11 protein-coding genes are annotated in these 15,471 nt (G+C 68.6%); all 11 read left to right on the top strand.

Translation table 11 applies throughout. From position 1 onward, the window contains the following. Positions 1-2,590, top strand: a 2,590-nt coding sequence (locus PO768_RS04780; protein WP_272645128.1) for a zinc-dependent metalloprotease, incomplete at its 5' end; no start/stop codon positions are given. Between the two features lie 80 nt (positions 2,591-2,670). Continuing rightward, positions 2,671-5,253, top strand: a complete 2,583-nt coding sequence (locus PO768_RS04775) for a zinc-dependent metalloprotease (RefSeq protein ID WP_272645127.1) — start codon at positions 2,671-2,673, stop codon at positions 5,251-5,253. Positions 5,254-5,308: 55 nt separating this feature from the next. Beyond that, positions 5,309-5,980 carry a response regulator transcription factor gene (locus PO768_RS04770; protein WP_272645126.1) on the top strand — a complete coding sequence of 224 codons (672 nt, stop codon included), beginning with the start codon at positions 5,309-5,311 and terminating at the stop codon, positions 5,978-5,980. Continuing rightward, entirely contained in the window at positions 5,977-7,374 is a 1,398-nt protein-coding gene (locus PO768_RS04765; RefSeq protein WP_272645125.1) for a sensor histidine kinase, read from the top strand. The genes PO768_RS04770 and PO768_RS04765 overlap by 4 nt, the downstream gene beginning before the upstream one ends. Positions 7,375-7,791: 417 nt before the next feature. Beyond that, positions 7,792-8,220, top strand: coding sequence for a division/cell wall cluster transcriptional repressor MraZ (gene mraZ / locus PO768_RS04760; protein ID WP_262971241.1), 429 nt, complete (start codon positions 7,792-7,794; stop codon positions 8,218-8,220). Next, positions 8,220-9,212 carry a 16S rRNA (cytosine(1402)-N(4))-methyltransferase RsmH gene (gene rsmH / locus PO768_RS04755; protein ID WP_272645124.1) on the top strand — a complete coding sequence of 331 codons (993 nt, stop codon included), beginning with the start codon at positions 8,220-8,222 and terminating at the stop codon, positions 9,210-9,212. The genes mraZ and rsmH overlap by 1 nt, the downstream gene beginning before the upstream one ends. Further along, positions 9,209-9,496: a cell division protein FtsL gene (gene ftsL, locus PO768_RS04750; RefSeq protein ID WP_137941595.1), complete on the top strand. Its 288-nt coding sequence runs from the start codon at positions 9,209-9,211 to the stop codon at positions 9,494-9,496. The genes rsmH and ftsL overlap by 4 nt, the downstream gene beginning before the upstream one ends. After that, positions 9,493-11,286, top strand: coding sequence for a peptidoglycan D,D-transpeptidase FtsI family protein (locus PO768_RS04745; protein ID WP_272645123.1), 1,794 nt, complete (start codon positions 9,493-9,495; stop codon positions 11,284-11,286). The genes ftsL and PO768_RS04745 overlap by 4 nt, the downstream gene beginning before the upstream one ends. Positions 11,287-11,368: 82 nt before the next feature. Beyond that, the gene (locus PO768_RS04740) at positions 11,369-12,871 is read left to right on the top strand and encodes a UDP-N-acetylmuramoyl-L-alanyl-D-glutamate--2,6-diaminopimelate ligase (RefSeq protein WP_272645122.1); all 1,503 of its coding nucleotides are present in this window, start codon (positions 11,369-11,371) and stop codon (positions 12,869-12,871) included. Further along, positions 12,868-14,301, top strand: a complete 1,434-nt coding sequence (locus PO768_RS04735; RefSeq protein WP_272645121.1) for a UDP-N-acetylmuramoyl-tripeptide--D-alanyl-D-alanine ligase — start codon at positions 12,868-12,870, stop codon at positions 14,299-14,301. The genes PO768_RS04740 and PO768_RS04735 overlap by 4 nt, the downstream gene beginning before the upstream one ends. Further along, positions 14,291-15,469, top strand: a complete 1,179-nt coding sequence (mraY, locus tag PO768_RS04730; RefSeq protein WP_137941599.1) for a phospho-N-acetylmuramoyl-pentapeptide-transferase — start codon at positions 14,291-14,293, stop codon at positions 15,467-15,469. The genes PO768_RS04735 and mraY overlap by 11 nt, the downstream gene beginning before the upstream one ends. The last annotated feature ends 2 nt before the right edge of the window (positions 15,470-15,471 follow it).

Below are 15,471 nucleotides of genomic sequence, written 5' to 3'. Positions count from 1 at the left end.
CGCCAGCGCGCCGGCCGGTGCCGCCGCCAAGCCGCCGGTCGACCCGACCGCGCCCAAGCCCTTCGCCGAGGTCAGCAAGGGCGCGACCCAGCAGGACGGCCTGTTCCCGATCTGGCGCAAGGATGACAAGGTCTGGATCGAGATCCCGAAGGCGATGCTGAACAAGCCGGTGCTGTTCACCGTCAATATCGCCAACTCGGTCGGTGAGCGCGGCCTCTATGCCAGCCAGATGGGCTCGGACTGGATGGCCGAGTTCCGCCTGGTTGGCAAGCAGGTGCAGCTGATCGCGCTGAACACCAAGTTCCGCGCGGTGGCCGACCAGGGCTCCAAGCGGGCCATCGAGCAGGCCTTCTCGCCCAGCCTCTTGGGCTCGGGCACGGTGGCCAGCGCCGAGCATCCGGAGCGCAAGTCGGTGCTGGTCGATGCCGGCTTCCTGCTCAGCGACATTCCCGGCTATTCGACCCGGCTGGAGATGGCCTACCGCCTGCCCTATGCGATCGACCGCGCGAACTCCTCGATCGCGAGCAGCCGCGCCGAGGCCGCGCTGTCGACCCTGACCGCCCGCATCCATTTCGCGACGCCGCGCATCCCCGCGCCGCCGCTGGTGCCCACGCCCAGCCCGGTGCCGCCGCCGACGCCGCCGCAGTCCACACCGGACCCGCGCAGCTTCTTCGTCGACTATGTCTACAGCTTCGCGGCCCTGCCCGAGACGCCGATGGCGGTGCGCCATGCCGACCCGCGCCTGGGTCACTTCATGGAATCCTTCACCGACCTGGGCGGTGATCTGAAGGCCAACCCGCGCCTGCACTATGTGCAGCGCTGGCGCCTGGAAAAGCAGGACCCGGCCGCCGAGCTGTCCGAGCCGGTCAAGCCCATCACCTTCTGGATGGACAAGAACATCCCGGCCCGATACCGGCCGGCGGTCGAGGCCGGCATTGTTGAATGGAACAAGGCCTTCGAGAAGATCGGCTTCAAGAACGCTGTGGTCGCCAAGCAGCAGCCCGACGATGCCAACTGGGACAATATGGACGCCGGCCATGCGTCGATCCGCTGGTTCGTCGGCGCCGATGTCGGCTTTGCGATCGGCCCCAGCCACACCGACCCGCGCAGCGGCGAGATCCTGGACGCCGACATCGGCATGAGCGATGTGTTCGCGCGCGGCTCGCGCCGCATGATTGTCGAAGACGTGGGCCTGAGCAGCGAGCAGCGCCTGGCCCAGCTGAGCCAGGGCTGGCAGGGCTTGCAGGGCTTGCCGGCGGGCGAGGCGCCGGCCCAGTGCCACTATGCGCAGGAGGCTGCGGCCGAGATGAACTTCGCGCTGGACCTGCTCGAAGCGCGCGGCGATATCGCGCCCGACAGCCCCGAGGCCGAGGCCTTTGTGCAGGCGGTGATCAAGGACACCATCATGCATGAGGTGGGTCACACGCTGGGCCTGAAGCACAACTTCAAGGCCTCGACGACCATCACTCGCGAGCAGCTCAAGGACAAGGCCCTGACCGAGGCCAAGGGCATCTCCGGCTCGGTGATGGACTACAACGCCTACAACCTGGCGCTCAAGGGCGAGACCCAGGCCGCGTTCAACAACAGCACGCTGGGTGCTTACGACTACTGGGCCATCGAGTACGCCTACAAGCCGATCGCGCCGGAGCAGGAGAAGGCCGAGCTGGCACGCATCGCTGCGCGCAGCACCGAGCCGGCTCTCGCCTATGCCGACGATGCCGATGCCGGCGGCTTCGGCCTCTATGACGGCCTGGATCCGCTGGCCAACCGCTTCGACCTCGGCGACGACCCGCTGGCCTATTACAAGAAGCGCCTGCAGCTCTCGCAGGAGCTGTGGACCCGCGTGCAGGACCGCAAGCCCGAGGCCGGTGATGATCCGCTGCGCCAGCGCCGCGCCTTGCTGGCCGGCTTCAACCAGCTCTACCGTGCGGCCGAGCTGGTGGGCAAGTATGTCGGCGGCATGCATGCGCTGCGCGATCTGCCGGGCAGCACCGGCCGCCCGGCTTTCCGGCCGGTCGAGCCGGCCAAGCAGCGCGAGGCCCTGCAGTTCCTGTCCACCGGCCTGTTCAGCGAAAGCAGCTTCCGCTTCCGCCCCGAGCTGCTGGCCAGTCTGACCCTGGACTACAACGAGTGGGAGCGGGGCGTGCCGGTCAACCTGCCGGCCGCAGTCGCCCGCGTGCAGCTGGTGGCGCTGGACCGCCTGCTCAGCGCCAACACCGCGACCCGCCTGCTCGACACCCCGGCCTATCTGGCGCCGGCCCAGCGCAAGAACATGATCTCGCTCAACGAGGTCTATGCCACGGTGCAGAGCTCGGTCTGGAGCGAGCTCAAGAGCGGGGCCGAGATCGACCGGCTGCGCCGCAATCTGCAGCGCGAGCATCTGAAGCGCCTGCAGACCCTGCTGACCCGGGGCTCGGCCAGTCTGCCGCCCGATGCGCTGAGTCTGCTGCGCTACAACGCGACCCGGCTGCAGGCCGAGCTGCGCCAGGCCTCGGGCAATGGCGCGCTGTCGGTCGAGAGCCGTGCGCATCTGGCCGAAAGCCTGGGCAGCCTGACCGAGGCCTTGCGTGCGACGATGACACGCAGCTGAGCCGCCGCGGCCCGCCCCTCGCAAAAGCCGGCCGCGTGCCGGCTTTTGTTTCCCAGGATTCACAAACCATATTGCTCCAGATGACACTTTGCCCCCATCCACTGTCGGCGCTGCTGTTGGCCCTGTTGCTGAGCAGCGGCGTCAGTCTGGCCCAGACGCCGCCATCCCCCGCAAGCGCGGCGGCCCCCAAGCCCTTCGCCGAGGTCATCAAAGGCGCCAGTCCGGATGAGGGCCTGTTCCCGCGCTGGCGCAAGGACGACAAGGTCTGGATCGAGGTGCCGAAGGCGGCGCTGAACAAGCCTTTTCTGTTCAGCGTCAATTTCTCCAACTCGGTCGGCGAGCGTGGTCTCTACGCCAGCCAGATGGGCCCAGCCTGGCTGGCCGAATTTCGCCTGGTCGGCAAGCAGCTGCAGCTGATCGCGCTGAACACCCAGTTCCGCGCGGTGGCCGATCAGGGCTCCCGGCGCGCCATCGAGCAGGCCTTCTCGCCCAGCCTGCTAGGCGCCGGCGCACTGGCCAGCGCCGAACACCCCGAGCGCAAGTCCCTGCTGGTCGACGCGGCCTTCCTGCTGTCCGACATCCCCGGCTACTCGACCAAGCTGGAGGCGGCCTACCGCCTGCCGTTCAGCCTGGACCGCGCCAACTCCTTCATCGAGACCGCCCGCGCCGAGGCCGCGCTGTCCACGCTGAGCGCCCGCATCCACTTCGCGACGCCGCGCATCCCGGCGCCGCCGCTGCTGCCCGGCCCAGCCCCGACGCCGCCGCAGGCCACGTCCGATCCGCGCAGCTTCTTCGTCAGCTATGTCTACAGCTTTGCGGCCCTGCCCGAGCAGCCGATGGCGCCGCGCCTGGCCGATCCGCGCCTGGGCCATTTCAGCGACGCCTTCAGCGATCTGGGCGGCGATCTGAAAGCCAACCCTCGGGTCCACTACATCAAGCGCTGGCGGCTGGAGAAGCAGGACGAGGCGGCCGCGCTGTCCGAGCCGGTCAAGCCCATCACCTTCTGGCTGGACAAGAACATCCCGCTCAAATACCGCCCGGTGGTGGCCGAGGCCATCCTGGAGTGGAACAAGGCCTTCGAGAAGATCGGCTTCAAGAACGCGCTGGTGGTCAAGCAGCAGCCCGACGATGCCGACTGGGACAATATGGACGCCGGCCATGCCTCGGTGCGCTGGTTTGTCGGCGCCGACATCGGTTTCAATATCGGCCCCAGCCGCAGTGACCCGCGCAGCGGCGAGAGTCTCGACGCCGATATCGGCCTCAGCGATGCCTTCGGTCGCGGCGCGCGGCGCCAGATCGTCGACGACATCGGTCGCCACAGCCACCAGCAATCCGACGGCTCGGTCTGCATGGACGCCGAGTTCAGCGCCGCCGAGGCCGAGTTCGCGCTGGATCTGCTGGAAGCGCGCGAGGAGTTCGCGCCCGACAGCCCCGAGGTCGAGGCCTTTGTGCGCAGCACCATCAAGGGCACGATGATGCACGAGGTCGGCCACACCCTCGGGCTCAAGCACAACTTCAAGGCCTCCACCGGCATCAATGCCGCGCAGCTGCAGGACAAGGCCTTCACCGAGGCCCACAGCATCTCCAACTCAGTGATGGAGTATGTGGCGGTCAATATCGCGCTGAAGGGCGAACCCCAGGCCGGCTTCCACCGCTCGACCCTGGGGCCTTACGATTACTGGGCTATCGAATACGCCTACAAGCCGCTGCCCAAGGACAGCGAGGCGGCCGAGCTGGCGCGTATAGCCGCGCGCAGTACCGAGCCGGCGCTGGCCTACGGCGACGATGTCGATGCCGGCACCAGCGGTCTCTACGACGGCATGGACCCCAGCGCCAATCGCTTCGACCTCAGCAACGACCCACTGGCCTACTACAAGAAGCGCCTGAAGCTCTCGCAGGAACTCTGGGCCCGCGTGCAGGACCGCCAGCCCCAGCCCGGCGACGATCCGCTGCGCGCGCGCCGCTCGGTGCTGGCCGGCCTGACCCAGCTGGCCACTGTGGCCGAGCTCAGCGCCAAATACGTTGGCGGCATGACGGCGCTGCGCGACCTGCCCGGCAGCACCGGTCGGCCCAGCTTCGCGCCGGTCGATCCGGCCAAGCAGCGCGAGGCCTTGCAGTTTCTGGCCAGCGGCATCTTCAGCGCCGACAGCTTCCGCTTCCGGCCCGAGTTCCTGTCCAGCCTGGGCCTGGACTACAACGAACGCGATCTGCGTGGCCTGCCGCTGAGCATCCCGGCCTCGGTCGCGCGGGTGCAGCTGGGGGCGTTGGACCGCCTGCTGGGCGCACCGACAGCGCAGCGCCTGCTCGATCTGCCGGCCTATGTGGCCGTCGAGCAGCGCCGCGGCCTGATCTCGCTCAGCGAGGTCTATGCGAGCTTGCAGGGCTCGATCTGGAGCGAGCTGAAAAGCGGCGCCGAGATCGACCGGCTGCGCCGCAATCTGCAGCGCGAGCATCTGAAGCGGGTTCAGACCCTGCTGACGCGCGGCTCGGCCAGCCTGCCGCCCGACGCGCTGAGCCTGCTGCGCCATCACGCCACCCGGCTGCAGGCCCAGCTGCGCCAGGCCGCGGGCCGCGGCGGCCTGTCGGTCGAGAGCCGGGCCCATCTGGCCGAGAGTCTGAGCCTGCTGACGCAGGCACTGCGCGCGACGATGACGCGGGCCTGAGCCCGGCCGCGTCTTCAGGCGGTCTTCAGGCGGCCATGCTCCAATCGCGGTGCTCATGAACATCCTGCTGCTCGAAGACGATCTGGACCTGGGGGACGCGGTGCGCCTGGCTTTCGAAGCCGAGGGCTACCGTGTGGTCTGGGTGCGCCGCCTGGCCGACGCGATCGCGGCCCTGGGCGGTGCCCGGCCCGACCTGCTGGTGCTGGATCTGGGCCTGCCCGATGGTGACGGCCATGAGCTGCTGGCCTGGCTGAAGCAAGAGTCGGCGGCCGTGCCGGCCCTGATTCTGAGCGCGCGCGACGGCCTGGATGAGCGTCTGCGCGGCCTGGACGGCGGCGCCGACGACTATCTCGTCAAGCCTTTTGCCTTGCAGGAACTGCTGTCCCGGGTGCGGGCGCTGGCGCGGCGCAGCTATGGCCTGGAGAGCGGGCAGCTGAGCCTGCGCGGCCTGCTGCTGCACGAGGCCTCGATGCGGGCGACGGTCGATGGCCGGCTGCTGGAGCTCTCGCCCAGCGAGTTCCGTCTGCTGGCGGCGCTGCTGAAGCGCGCCGACCGGGTGCTGACCCGGCGCTTCCTGGAAGACCAGGTGCTGGCCGGCAGCGCGGCCGAGAGCAATGTGCTGGATGTGCACATCTCCAGCCTGCGCCGCAAGATCGGCGAGGGCTATATCCGCACGATACGGGGCCTGGGCTATGTGATGGACCGCCAGAGCGTCACCACCCGATGAGGGGCTGGTGGCGCCGGCTGGTCGAGCCCTCGGTGCTGCGTGGCCTGCTGCTGGCGCAGATCGCGCTGGTCAGCCTGGTCTGGCTGGGTCTGGTGCTGCTGGTGGTCAGGGAGAGCCAGCAGGAGACGGCGCTGCGCCAGTCGGTGCCGGCGATGGAGGCCCTGGTGGCCACGGCCGAGGCCTTGGTCGACCAGCCCGAGGCTTTGCACCGGGTGCTGGGCAAGGTCGATGAATGGAACCGCCTGGGCGGCGGCGAGCAGGACGACCCGATGCTGCGCACCGGCATGCTGGTCTGGCGCGGCGCGGCCCGGGTCTTCGCCACCGACGGCCTGCCTGCCTCGCTGTATCAGCGCCATCCCGAGGGACTCAAGGAGATCGAGATGGTCGATGGCCGCTGGCAGGTGCTGACCGTGCACTCCGGCAGCGGCAGCGATGTCGCGGTCAGCTTCATCTACCCCCAGGGCATCATGGCCGTGATGGTGGCGCTGAACAGCCGCGGCTATCTGCTGCTGCCGCTGATCGTCAGCCTGCCGCTGCTGGTGTTGCCGGCCTGGCTGTCGGTGCGCTGGGCGCTGCGGCCCTGGCGCCGGCTTAGCGCCGAGGTGGCGCGGCGCGACGAGCAGGAGCTGTCGCCGATCACGCTGCCGGCTCGCGAGCGCGAGCTGCGGCCGCTGCTGGAGGCTATCAACCGGCTGCTCGGCCGCCTGCGCGGCGCGCGCACGCGTGAGCGCCAGTTCGTCGCCGATGCTGCCCATGAGCTGCGCACGCCGCTCAGCGCGATGAGTCTGTATGCCGAGTCGATGCAGCGCCTGGCGCTGCCGCCACCGGCTGCGCCGCTGCTGGACGGCATGCTGCGCAGCAGCGCCCGTGCCACGCGCCTGATCAACCAGCTGCTGACCCTGACGCGCAGCGAGGCCGAAGCCCAGGCGCCGGCCCGGCGCCTCGACCTGGCAGTCCTGGTCGGCGAGGTGCTGGCCGAGACGGCCATCCTGGCCGAGGGGCGGCGCGTGCAGCTGGACTGCGAGTTGCCGGAGTCGCTCTGGCTGGACGGCCAGGCCGAGGGCCTGGGCTCGCTGTTCGGCAATCTGATCGAGAACGCGATCAAGTACAGCCCCGAGGGCGGGCGCGTCAGCCTGCGCCTGTGGCGCGAGGGGGGCGAGATCTGCGCGCGCCTCAGCGATCAGGGGCCGGGCATTGCACCGGCCTGGCGCGAGGCGGTGCTGCACCGCTTCGCGCGCCTGCCCGACCAGAGCCAGGCCGGCAGCGGCCTGGGTCTGGCCATCGTGGCCAGCGTGCTGCAGAGCCATGGCGGCCGGCTGACGCTGGACGATGCGCCGGGCGGCGGGCTGCTGGTGCGGCTGTGGCTGCCGGCGGCGGATTCCGCCCGCGCCTGAGCAACGCGCCGGGTTGCCGNGCGTGCTGCAGAGCCATGGCGGCCGGCTGACGCTGGACGATGCGCCGGGCGGCGGGCTGCTGGTGCGGCTGTGGCTGCCGGCGGCGGATTCCGCCCGCGCCTGAGCAACGCGCCGGGTTGCCGGCGCTTAGACATGAGATCAGCGGCCAGTCCCGGGAGGGGCTGGGCTCAGCATGCCGGCGTCGCCTGTTTCATCTTCATTTCAAGTTCATCCTCCACTTGCAGTGCCCTATGCAAGTCCTTCTTTTTGAACGAATTTTGCCTGACTGGAAGCTCGAACAACAGAATGTAAGTGCTTGATTTCATTGGGAAAACATCGAGTTTCACCTTGACCGATGGCGACTCGGTGAGTAAAGTGGTGAAAAGTGCAATTTAGTGGGTCGCTGTGGCGAATTTTGTGTTTCAAGGGGCGAGCGCCTTGGCAATGGATGCCAAGGGGCGTTTGGCCGTCCCGACACGCCACCGCGAAGTGCTGCAGGCGCTGTGCGCCGGCCAGCTGACCATCACCAAGCATCCGGAAGGCTGCCTGATGGTGTTCCCACGCCCGGCCTGGGAAAACTTCCGCGACCGCATCGCGGCGCTGCCGATGTCGGCCTCGGGCTGGAAGCGGGTGTTCCTCGGCAATGCCCAGGATGTCGAGATCGATGGCGCGGCCCGCGTGTTGATCTCGCCCGAGCTGCGCGTGGCCGCCGGCCTGCAAAAAGACGTGATGCTGCTGGGCATGGGCAGTCATTTTGAACTCTGGGATGCCCAGGCCTATGCGGCCCATGAGGCGCAGGTGATGCAGTCCGAACTGCCGGACGCCCTCAAGGACTTCAGCTTCTGATGGACACCGCTGCCACCACTCCCGAGTTCTCCCACACCACGGTGCTGCTGCACGAGACCGTCGATGCGGTGCTGACCGCGCCCGACGGCATCTATGTCGATGGCACTTATGGCCGCGGCGGCCACTCGCGCCTGCTGCTCTCCAGGCTTGGGGAGGGCGGGCGGCTGATCGCGATCGATCGCGATCTCGAGGCCATTGCGGCCGCCACCTCGGGCGAGACGCGGGTCGATGACCCGCGTTTTTCCATCTGTCACTCGGCCTTTGCCGAAATGCGGGCGCAGCTCGCGGCGCTGGGCATCGAACAGGTGCAGGGCATTCTTTTGGATCTGGGGGTTTCCAGCCCGCAGATCGACAACCCCGAGCGCGGTTTCAGCTTCCGCTTCAGCGGACCGCTGGACATGCGCATGGACACCACCCGCGGCGAAAGTGCCGCGGATTTCCTGGCCCGCGCCGATGAGCGCCAGATTGCGGAGGTCATACGCAACTATGGGGAAGAACGGTTTGCTTCACAGATTGCAAAGGCGCTTGTTGCTCGCCGGGAAAGCGGGAGTGCTGTTCGAAGCACCGACGAGCTTTCCAAGGTCGTGGCTGGCGCGGTCAAAACCCGCGAGCCGGGCCAGGACCCTGCAACGCGCACATTTCAAGCGCTTCGGATTCACGTCAACGCCGAGCTTGAGGAGCTCGAACAAGGGCTGAATGCGGCACTGCGCCTGCTGGCCCCCGGCGGCCGGCTGGCGGTGATCAGCTTCCATTCGCTGGAAGATCGCATCGTCAAGAACTTCATCACCGCGCACAGCAAGGAAGTGTTCGATCGCCGCGCGCCCTTTGCCGAGCCTCAGGCGCTGGCGCTGACGGCGCTGGGCCGCATCAAGCCCAGCGAGACCGAGGTGCGCGCCAACCCGCGTTCGCGCTCGGCCATCCTGCGCGTGGCCGAACGCACCGAGGCGCCGCTGCCCGCCGAGCACCACCGTCACAAGGGTGGCAAGCGATGAGCCGGCTGAACCTGCTGCTGCTCGTGGCCGTGCTGGTCAGCGGCATGCTGCTGGTGCGCAGCGCCTATGACTCGCGCCGCCTGTTCACCGCGCTGGACCGCTCGCAGGCCGAGGCCCGGCGCCTGGAGGCCGACAGCCAGCGCCTGCAGGCCGAGCGCCATGCGCAGGCGACCAATCTGCGTGTCGAGCAGGTGGCCCGCGAGCGCCTGCGCATGCAGACCATCACGCCGGCGCTGACCCAGGTGGTCGAGGGCGGCCGTGCCGCCTCGGGAGTGCAGCGATGAGCTGGTGGCGCCCCGAAGCGGGCCGTGGCGCCGGCGCGCGCGCGCTCAATACCCGCAGCGTCAGCTATTCCAGCAGCCCGCTGCTGGCCTCGAAGACGCCGCCCTGGCGTTCGCGCTTTCTGGTCGCCCTGGTCGGGCTGGGCTTTGTCGGCCTGCTGGGCCGGGCCGTCTATGTGCAGTTCATCGCGGCCGACTTCTATCAGCGCCAGGGCGAGGCCCGCTATGCCCACACGATGGAGCTGCCGGCCAGCCGCGGGCGCATCGTCGACCGCAAGGGCCAGGTGCTGGCCACCAGCGTCGCCGTGCCCTCGGTCTGGGCGATCCCCAAGGAGGTCGATGCCGATCCGGCCAAGCGCCGCGCGCTGGCCAAGATCCTCGGCATCAGTGCCAAGGAGCTGGAGAAGAAGCTTGACCCGACCACCCGCTTCGTCTGGCTCAAGCGCCAGGCCGATGACGACACCGCCGCCCAGATCAAGGCGCTGGCGCTGAAGGGCGTGTTCCAGGATCGCGAGTACAAGCGCAAGTATCCGGAAGGCGAGGCCGCCGCCCATGTGGTGGGCTTCACCAATATCGAGGAGCGCGGCCAGGAGGGTATCGAGCTGGCCTTCCAGAAGGACCTGCAGGGTCGCGACGGCTCGCGCTCGGTGGTGCGTGATCGATTGGGCCGCGTCGTCGAAGATTTCGGCGAGAGCCTGCCGGCCGTCAATGGCCGCGACATCGATCTGTCGGTCGACTCCAAGGTGCAGTTTTTCGCCTACCAGCGGGTGCGCGATGCGGTGGCCGAGCACAAGGCCAAGGCCGGCTCGGTGGTGGTGCTGGATGTGCAGACCGGCGAGGTGCTGGCCCTGGCCAACTACCCCAGCTACAACCCGGGTGATCGCAAGAACCTCAGTGGCGCCCAGCTGCGCAACCGCGCGCTGACCGATATCTTCGAGCCCGGCTCGACGATGAAGCCCTTCATCGCCGCGCTGGCGCTGGAGAGTGGCCGGGTACGGCCCGACACCATCATCAATGTCGCACCGCGCAGCGTCAATATCAGCGGCTGGTCGCCGACCGATGCCCATGTCTACGGCGATCTGACGGTGGCCGGCGTGATCCAGAAGTCCAGCAATATCGGCACGGTCAAGATGGCCATGCAGATGCCGGCGCGCGAGATGCACGAGATGTTCACCGCCATCGGCCTGGGCCAGCGTCCGCAGCTGGCCTTCCCCGGCGCGGTGACCGGCAAGCTGCGGCCCTACAAGAGCTGGCGCCCGATCGAGCAGGCGACGATGAGCTATGGCTATGGCCTGTCGGCCTCGCTGTTCCAGCTGGCGCGCGCTTATACCGTCTTCGCGCGCGACGGCGAGGTGCTGCCGGTCACGATGATCAAGCAGCCCGAGGGCGAGGTGGCCCACGGCATCAAGGTGTTTTCGCCCAAGACTGCGCAGCAGGTGCGCGAGATGCTGCAGCTGGCGGCCGCGCCCGGCGGCACCGCGCCGATGGCCCAGGTCAGCGGCTACAGCGTCGGTGGCAAGTCCGGCACCGCGCACAAGCAGGAAGGCAAGGGCTATACCAACAAGTACCGCTCCTGGTTTGTCGGCATCGCGCCGATCTCCAAGCCCCGCATCGTTGTCGCGGTGATGCTGGACGAGCCCAGCACCGGCGTCTATTTCGGTGGCCGGGTGGCCGGTCCGGTGTTCAGCCAGGTGGTGGCGCAAAGCCTGCGGCTGCTGAACGTGCCGCCCGACCTGGAGGTCAAACCGCAAATCATGGCCAAGCACGAGCTGGCCGTGGACGAGAGCTTCTGAACATGCTCGCCCCCACAGTCACTTCGTTCAGTGCCCCCCGAGGGGGCGCTCATCGTCCTTCGGGACGGCCGGGCGGTCGATGATGCCCATCACCCGACTCAAATCCCCCGAGGCCGCGGCCCGCTGGCTGCGCGAATGGACTACCGGCCAGCTGCGCAGCGACAGCCGGCTGGTGGCGCCCGGCGATGCCTTCATCGCCTGGCCCGGTTATGCGCAGGACGGCCGTGCCCATGTGCGCGCGGCGCTGGCCGCCGGCGCGGCGACCTGCCTGGTCGAGGCCGAAGGTGTCGAGGCCTTTGGTTTCAATGACGCCCGCGTCGCCGCGCTGCCGGGGCTGAAGGCCTGCACCGGCCGCATCGCGGCCGAGTATTTCGAGCACCCCAGCGAGGCCGGTCTGCAGGTGATCGCCAGCACCGGCACCAATGGCAAAACCTCGACCGCCTGGTGGGTGGCCCAGATCCTGGGCGCGCTGGGCCGGCGCTGCGGCGTGGTCGGCACCTTGGGTATCGGCGAGCCGCCGCTGGGCGCAGCGCCGGGCCATATCGTCAACACCGGGCTGACGACGCCCGATCCGGTGCAGCTGCAGGCAGGATTTCGCCGCATGCTGGATGCCGGCTTTGCGGCCTGCGCGATCGAGGCCTCGTCGATCGGGCTCAATGAGCAGCGCCTGGCCGGCACGCGCATCGCGGTGGCACTGTTCACCAATTTCACCCAGGACCATCTGGACTACCACGGGACTATGGCCGCCTATTGGGAAGCCAAGCGCGCGCTGTTCGACTGGCCGGGCCTGCGCGCCGCCGTGCTCAATCTGGACGACCCCAAGGGCGGCGAGCTGGCCGCTGCGCTCACCAACAAGCTCGATGTCTGGACCTATGCGGTCAATGGCCCGGCGCGCTTGTCGGCCCATGGTCTGCATTACCGCGATGGCGGCCTGGCCTTCGAGCTGCATGAAGGCCAGCAGGTGCTGACGGTGCAGACCGGCCTGATCGGCGACTACAACGTCGCCAATCTGCTGGCCGTGATCGCCAGCCTGCGGGCGCTGGGCCTGGATCTGGCCGATATCGTCGGCGCCGTGCCCCAGATCAGCCCGGTGCCGGGCCGCATGCAGCGGGTCGGCGACGGACTGGGCAGGCCGCAGGCGGTGGTCGACTATGCCCACACGCCCGATGCGCTGGACAAGGCGCTCTCGGCGCTGCGCCCGCTGGCGGCGGCCCGCGGCGGCCGGCTCATCGCGGTGTTCGGCTGCGGCGGCAACCGCGATCCCGGCAAGCGCCCCCTGATGGGGGCGATCGCCGGCCGCCTGGCCGACGCCGTCGTGCTGACCAGCGACAACCCGCGCAAGGAGCCGCCGGCGCAGATCCTGGCCCAGATTGCCGAGGGCTTGAGCGGCGTGGCGCACCAGGTCGTCGAGGACCGGCGCGCGGCCATTGCGGCGGCGATTGGCCAAGCCGATGCGCGCGATGTCGTGCTGATCGCCGGCAAGGGCCATGAGGACTACCAGGAGATCGCCGGTGCGCGCCAGCCCTTCTCCGATGTGGCCGAGGCGCAGCAAGCGCAGGCCCGCTGGACCGGAGAACAGCCATGAGCGCAGCCCTGATGACACTGGCCCAGGCCCACCATCTGCTGCAGGCGGCGCTGCCGCAGGCGCGGCTGGTCGGTGACGGCCAGATCGAGATCGCCCGTGTGCACAGCGACACCCGCACGCTGCGCGCCGGTGATCTGTTCGTCGCGCTGCGCGGCGAGCGCTTCGATGCGCACGACTTTCTGCCGCAGGCCGCGGCCAGCGGCGCGGTGGCAGTGATCGCCGAGCGCGGCGTGGCCGAGGCCGGCCTGTCCGGCATCGAGGTGCCCGATGCCAAGCAGGCGCTGGGTCTGCTGGCCACGGCCTGGCGCAGCCATTGCCATCTGCCGCTGATCGCGGTGACCGGCAGCAATGGCAAAACCACGGTGACGCAGATGATCGCCAGCATCCTGCGGGCCTGGCTGGGCCTGGCCTCGCTGGCCACCGAAGGCAATTACAACAACGATATCGGCGTGCCGCTGACGCTGTTGCGGCTGCGCCAGGACGATGCCGTCTGGCACCGCGCCGCCGTGGTCGAGCTGGGCATGAATCACCCCGGCGAGATCGCCCCGCTGGCGGCGATGGCCCGGCCCACCGTGGCCCTGGTGACCAATGCGCAGCGCGAGCACCAGGAATTCCTGCAGACGGTCGAGGCGGCCGCGCGCGAGAACGGCGCAGCGATCGAGGCCCTGGGTGCGGCCGGTGTCGCGGTGTTTCCGGCCGAAGACGCTTGCGCGCCGATCTGGCACGCGATGGCCGGCCAGCGCGCCATGCTCAGCTTCGCGCTGCAGGGCCAGGCCGATGTGACCGGCCGTGCAGCCTGGGTACAGGGCAGCGAGACCCAAGGCGCCGGCCATTGGGCCCTGGAGCTGCACACGCCGGCCGGTGACGCGCCGGTGGCGCTGCGCGTGGCCGGTCTGCACAACGTCCGCAATGCCCTGGCCGCCGCCGCCAGCGCGCTGGCCGCCGGCGCACCACTGGCCGCCATCGTCCGCGGCCTGGAGAGTTTCGAGCCGGTCAAGGGCCGCTCGCAGCTGAAGAGCCTGAGCCGCCAGCGCGTCACGCTGATCGATGACAGCTACAACGCCAACCCCGACAGCGTGCGCGCCGCCATCGATGTGCTGGCCGATCTGCCGGGCGCCTCCTGGCTGATCCTCGGCGATATGGGCGAGGTCGGCAGCCAGGGGCCGGAGTTTCACCGCGAGGTCGGCGCCTATGCGGCCGAGCGCGGCGTGGCCGCCTTCTGGGCGGCCGGCAGCGCCTGCGCCGACGCGGCCGGCGCCTATGGCGGCGGCGCCCGCCATTTCGACACGACCGAGGCGCTGATCGCGGCGCTGGCCGAAGCGCCTCGGGTCAAGAACATTCTCGTCAAGGGTTCACGTTTCATGCAGATGGAAAGAGTCGTCGCCGCCTTGCTGGCACAGGATCAGGAGGGCGCGAACCATGCTGCTTAGTCTGGCCCTATGGCTGCAGGGCCTGTATCCGGACCTGGGCTTTCTGCGTGTGTTCCAGTATCTGACCTTCCGCGCGGTGATGGCGGCGATGACGGCCTTGCTGATCGGCCTGGCCTTCGGCCCCTGGGTGATACGCCGTCTGACCGCGATGAAGATCGGTCAGCCGATCCGCGAGTACGGCGTGCAGCAGCATCTGGTCAAGAGCGGCACGCCAACCATGGGTGGCGTGCTGATCCTGATAGGCATCGGGGTCTCGACCCTCTTGTGGTTCGACTGGAGCAACCGTTTCGTCTGGGTCGTGATGCTGGTGACCATGGGCTTTGGCGCGGTGGGCTGGGTCGACGACTGGCGCAAGGTCGTCGACAAGAATCCCGAGGGCATGCGCAGCCGTGAGAAGTTCTTCTGGCAGTCGCTGATCGGTCTGGTGGCCGCCCTTTACCTGGCCTTCAGCGTCTCCGAGACCTCGATCCTGGGTGTGATCGAGCTGTTCGCCCGCTGGGTGCAGAGCGGCTTCTCGACCGAGCTGCCGCCCAAGGCCGATCTGATCGTGCCCTTCTTCAAGACGGTCAGCTACCCGCTGGGCGTGTTCGGCTTCATCGGCCTGTCCTACTTCGTTATCGTCGGCACCAGCAATGCGGTTAACTTCACCGACGGCCTGGACGGCCTGGCCATCATGCCGGTGGTGCTGGTGGGCTCGGCGCTGGGCCTGTTTGCCTACCTGACCGGCTCGAGCATCTACTCGAAGTACCTGCTGCTGCCCTATATCCCCGGTGCTGGCGAGCTCTTGATCTTCTGCGCCGCGATGGCGGGGGCGGGTCTTGCCTTCCTGTGGTTCAACACCCACCCGGCCCAGGTCTTCATGGGCGATGTGGGCGCGCTCTCGCTGGGCGGCGCCCTGGGCACCCTGGCCGTGATCACGCGCCAGGAAATCGTGCTGGGCATCATGGGCGGCGTGTTCGTCGCCGAGGTGCTGTCGGTGATGCTGCAGGTCAGCTGGTTCAAGTACACGAAGAAGAAATTCGGCACCGGCCGGCGCATCTTCAAGATGGCGCCGCTGCACCACCATTTCGAGAAATCGGGCTGGAAGGAGACCCAGGTGGTCGTGCGCTTTTGGATCATCACGATGCTGCTGTGCCTGGTCGGCCTGGCCAGCCTGAAACTAAGGTGATC

This window comes from Paucibacter sp. XJ19-41 (assembly GCF_028462495.1).
In the GTDB taxonomy this organism is placed as follows: Bacteria; Pseudomonadota; Gammaproteobacteria; order Burkholderiales; family Burkholderiaceae_C; genus Roseateles_E.
This window is presented reverse-complemented; position numbering and strand designations above follow the sequence as displayed.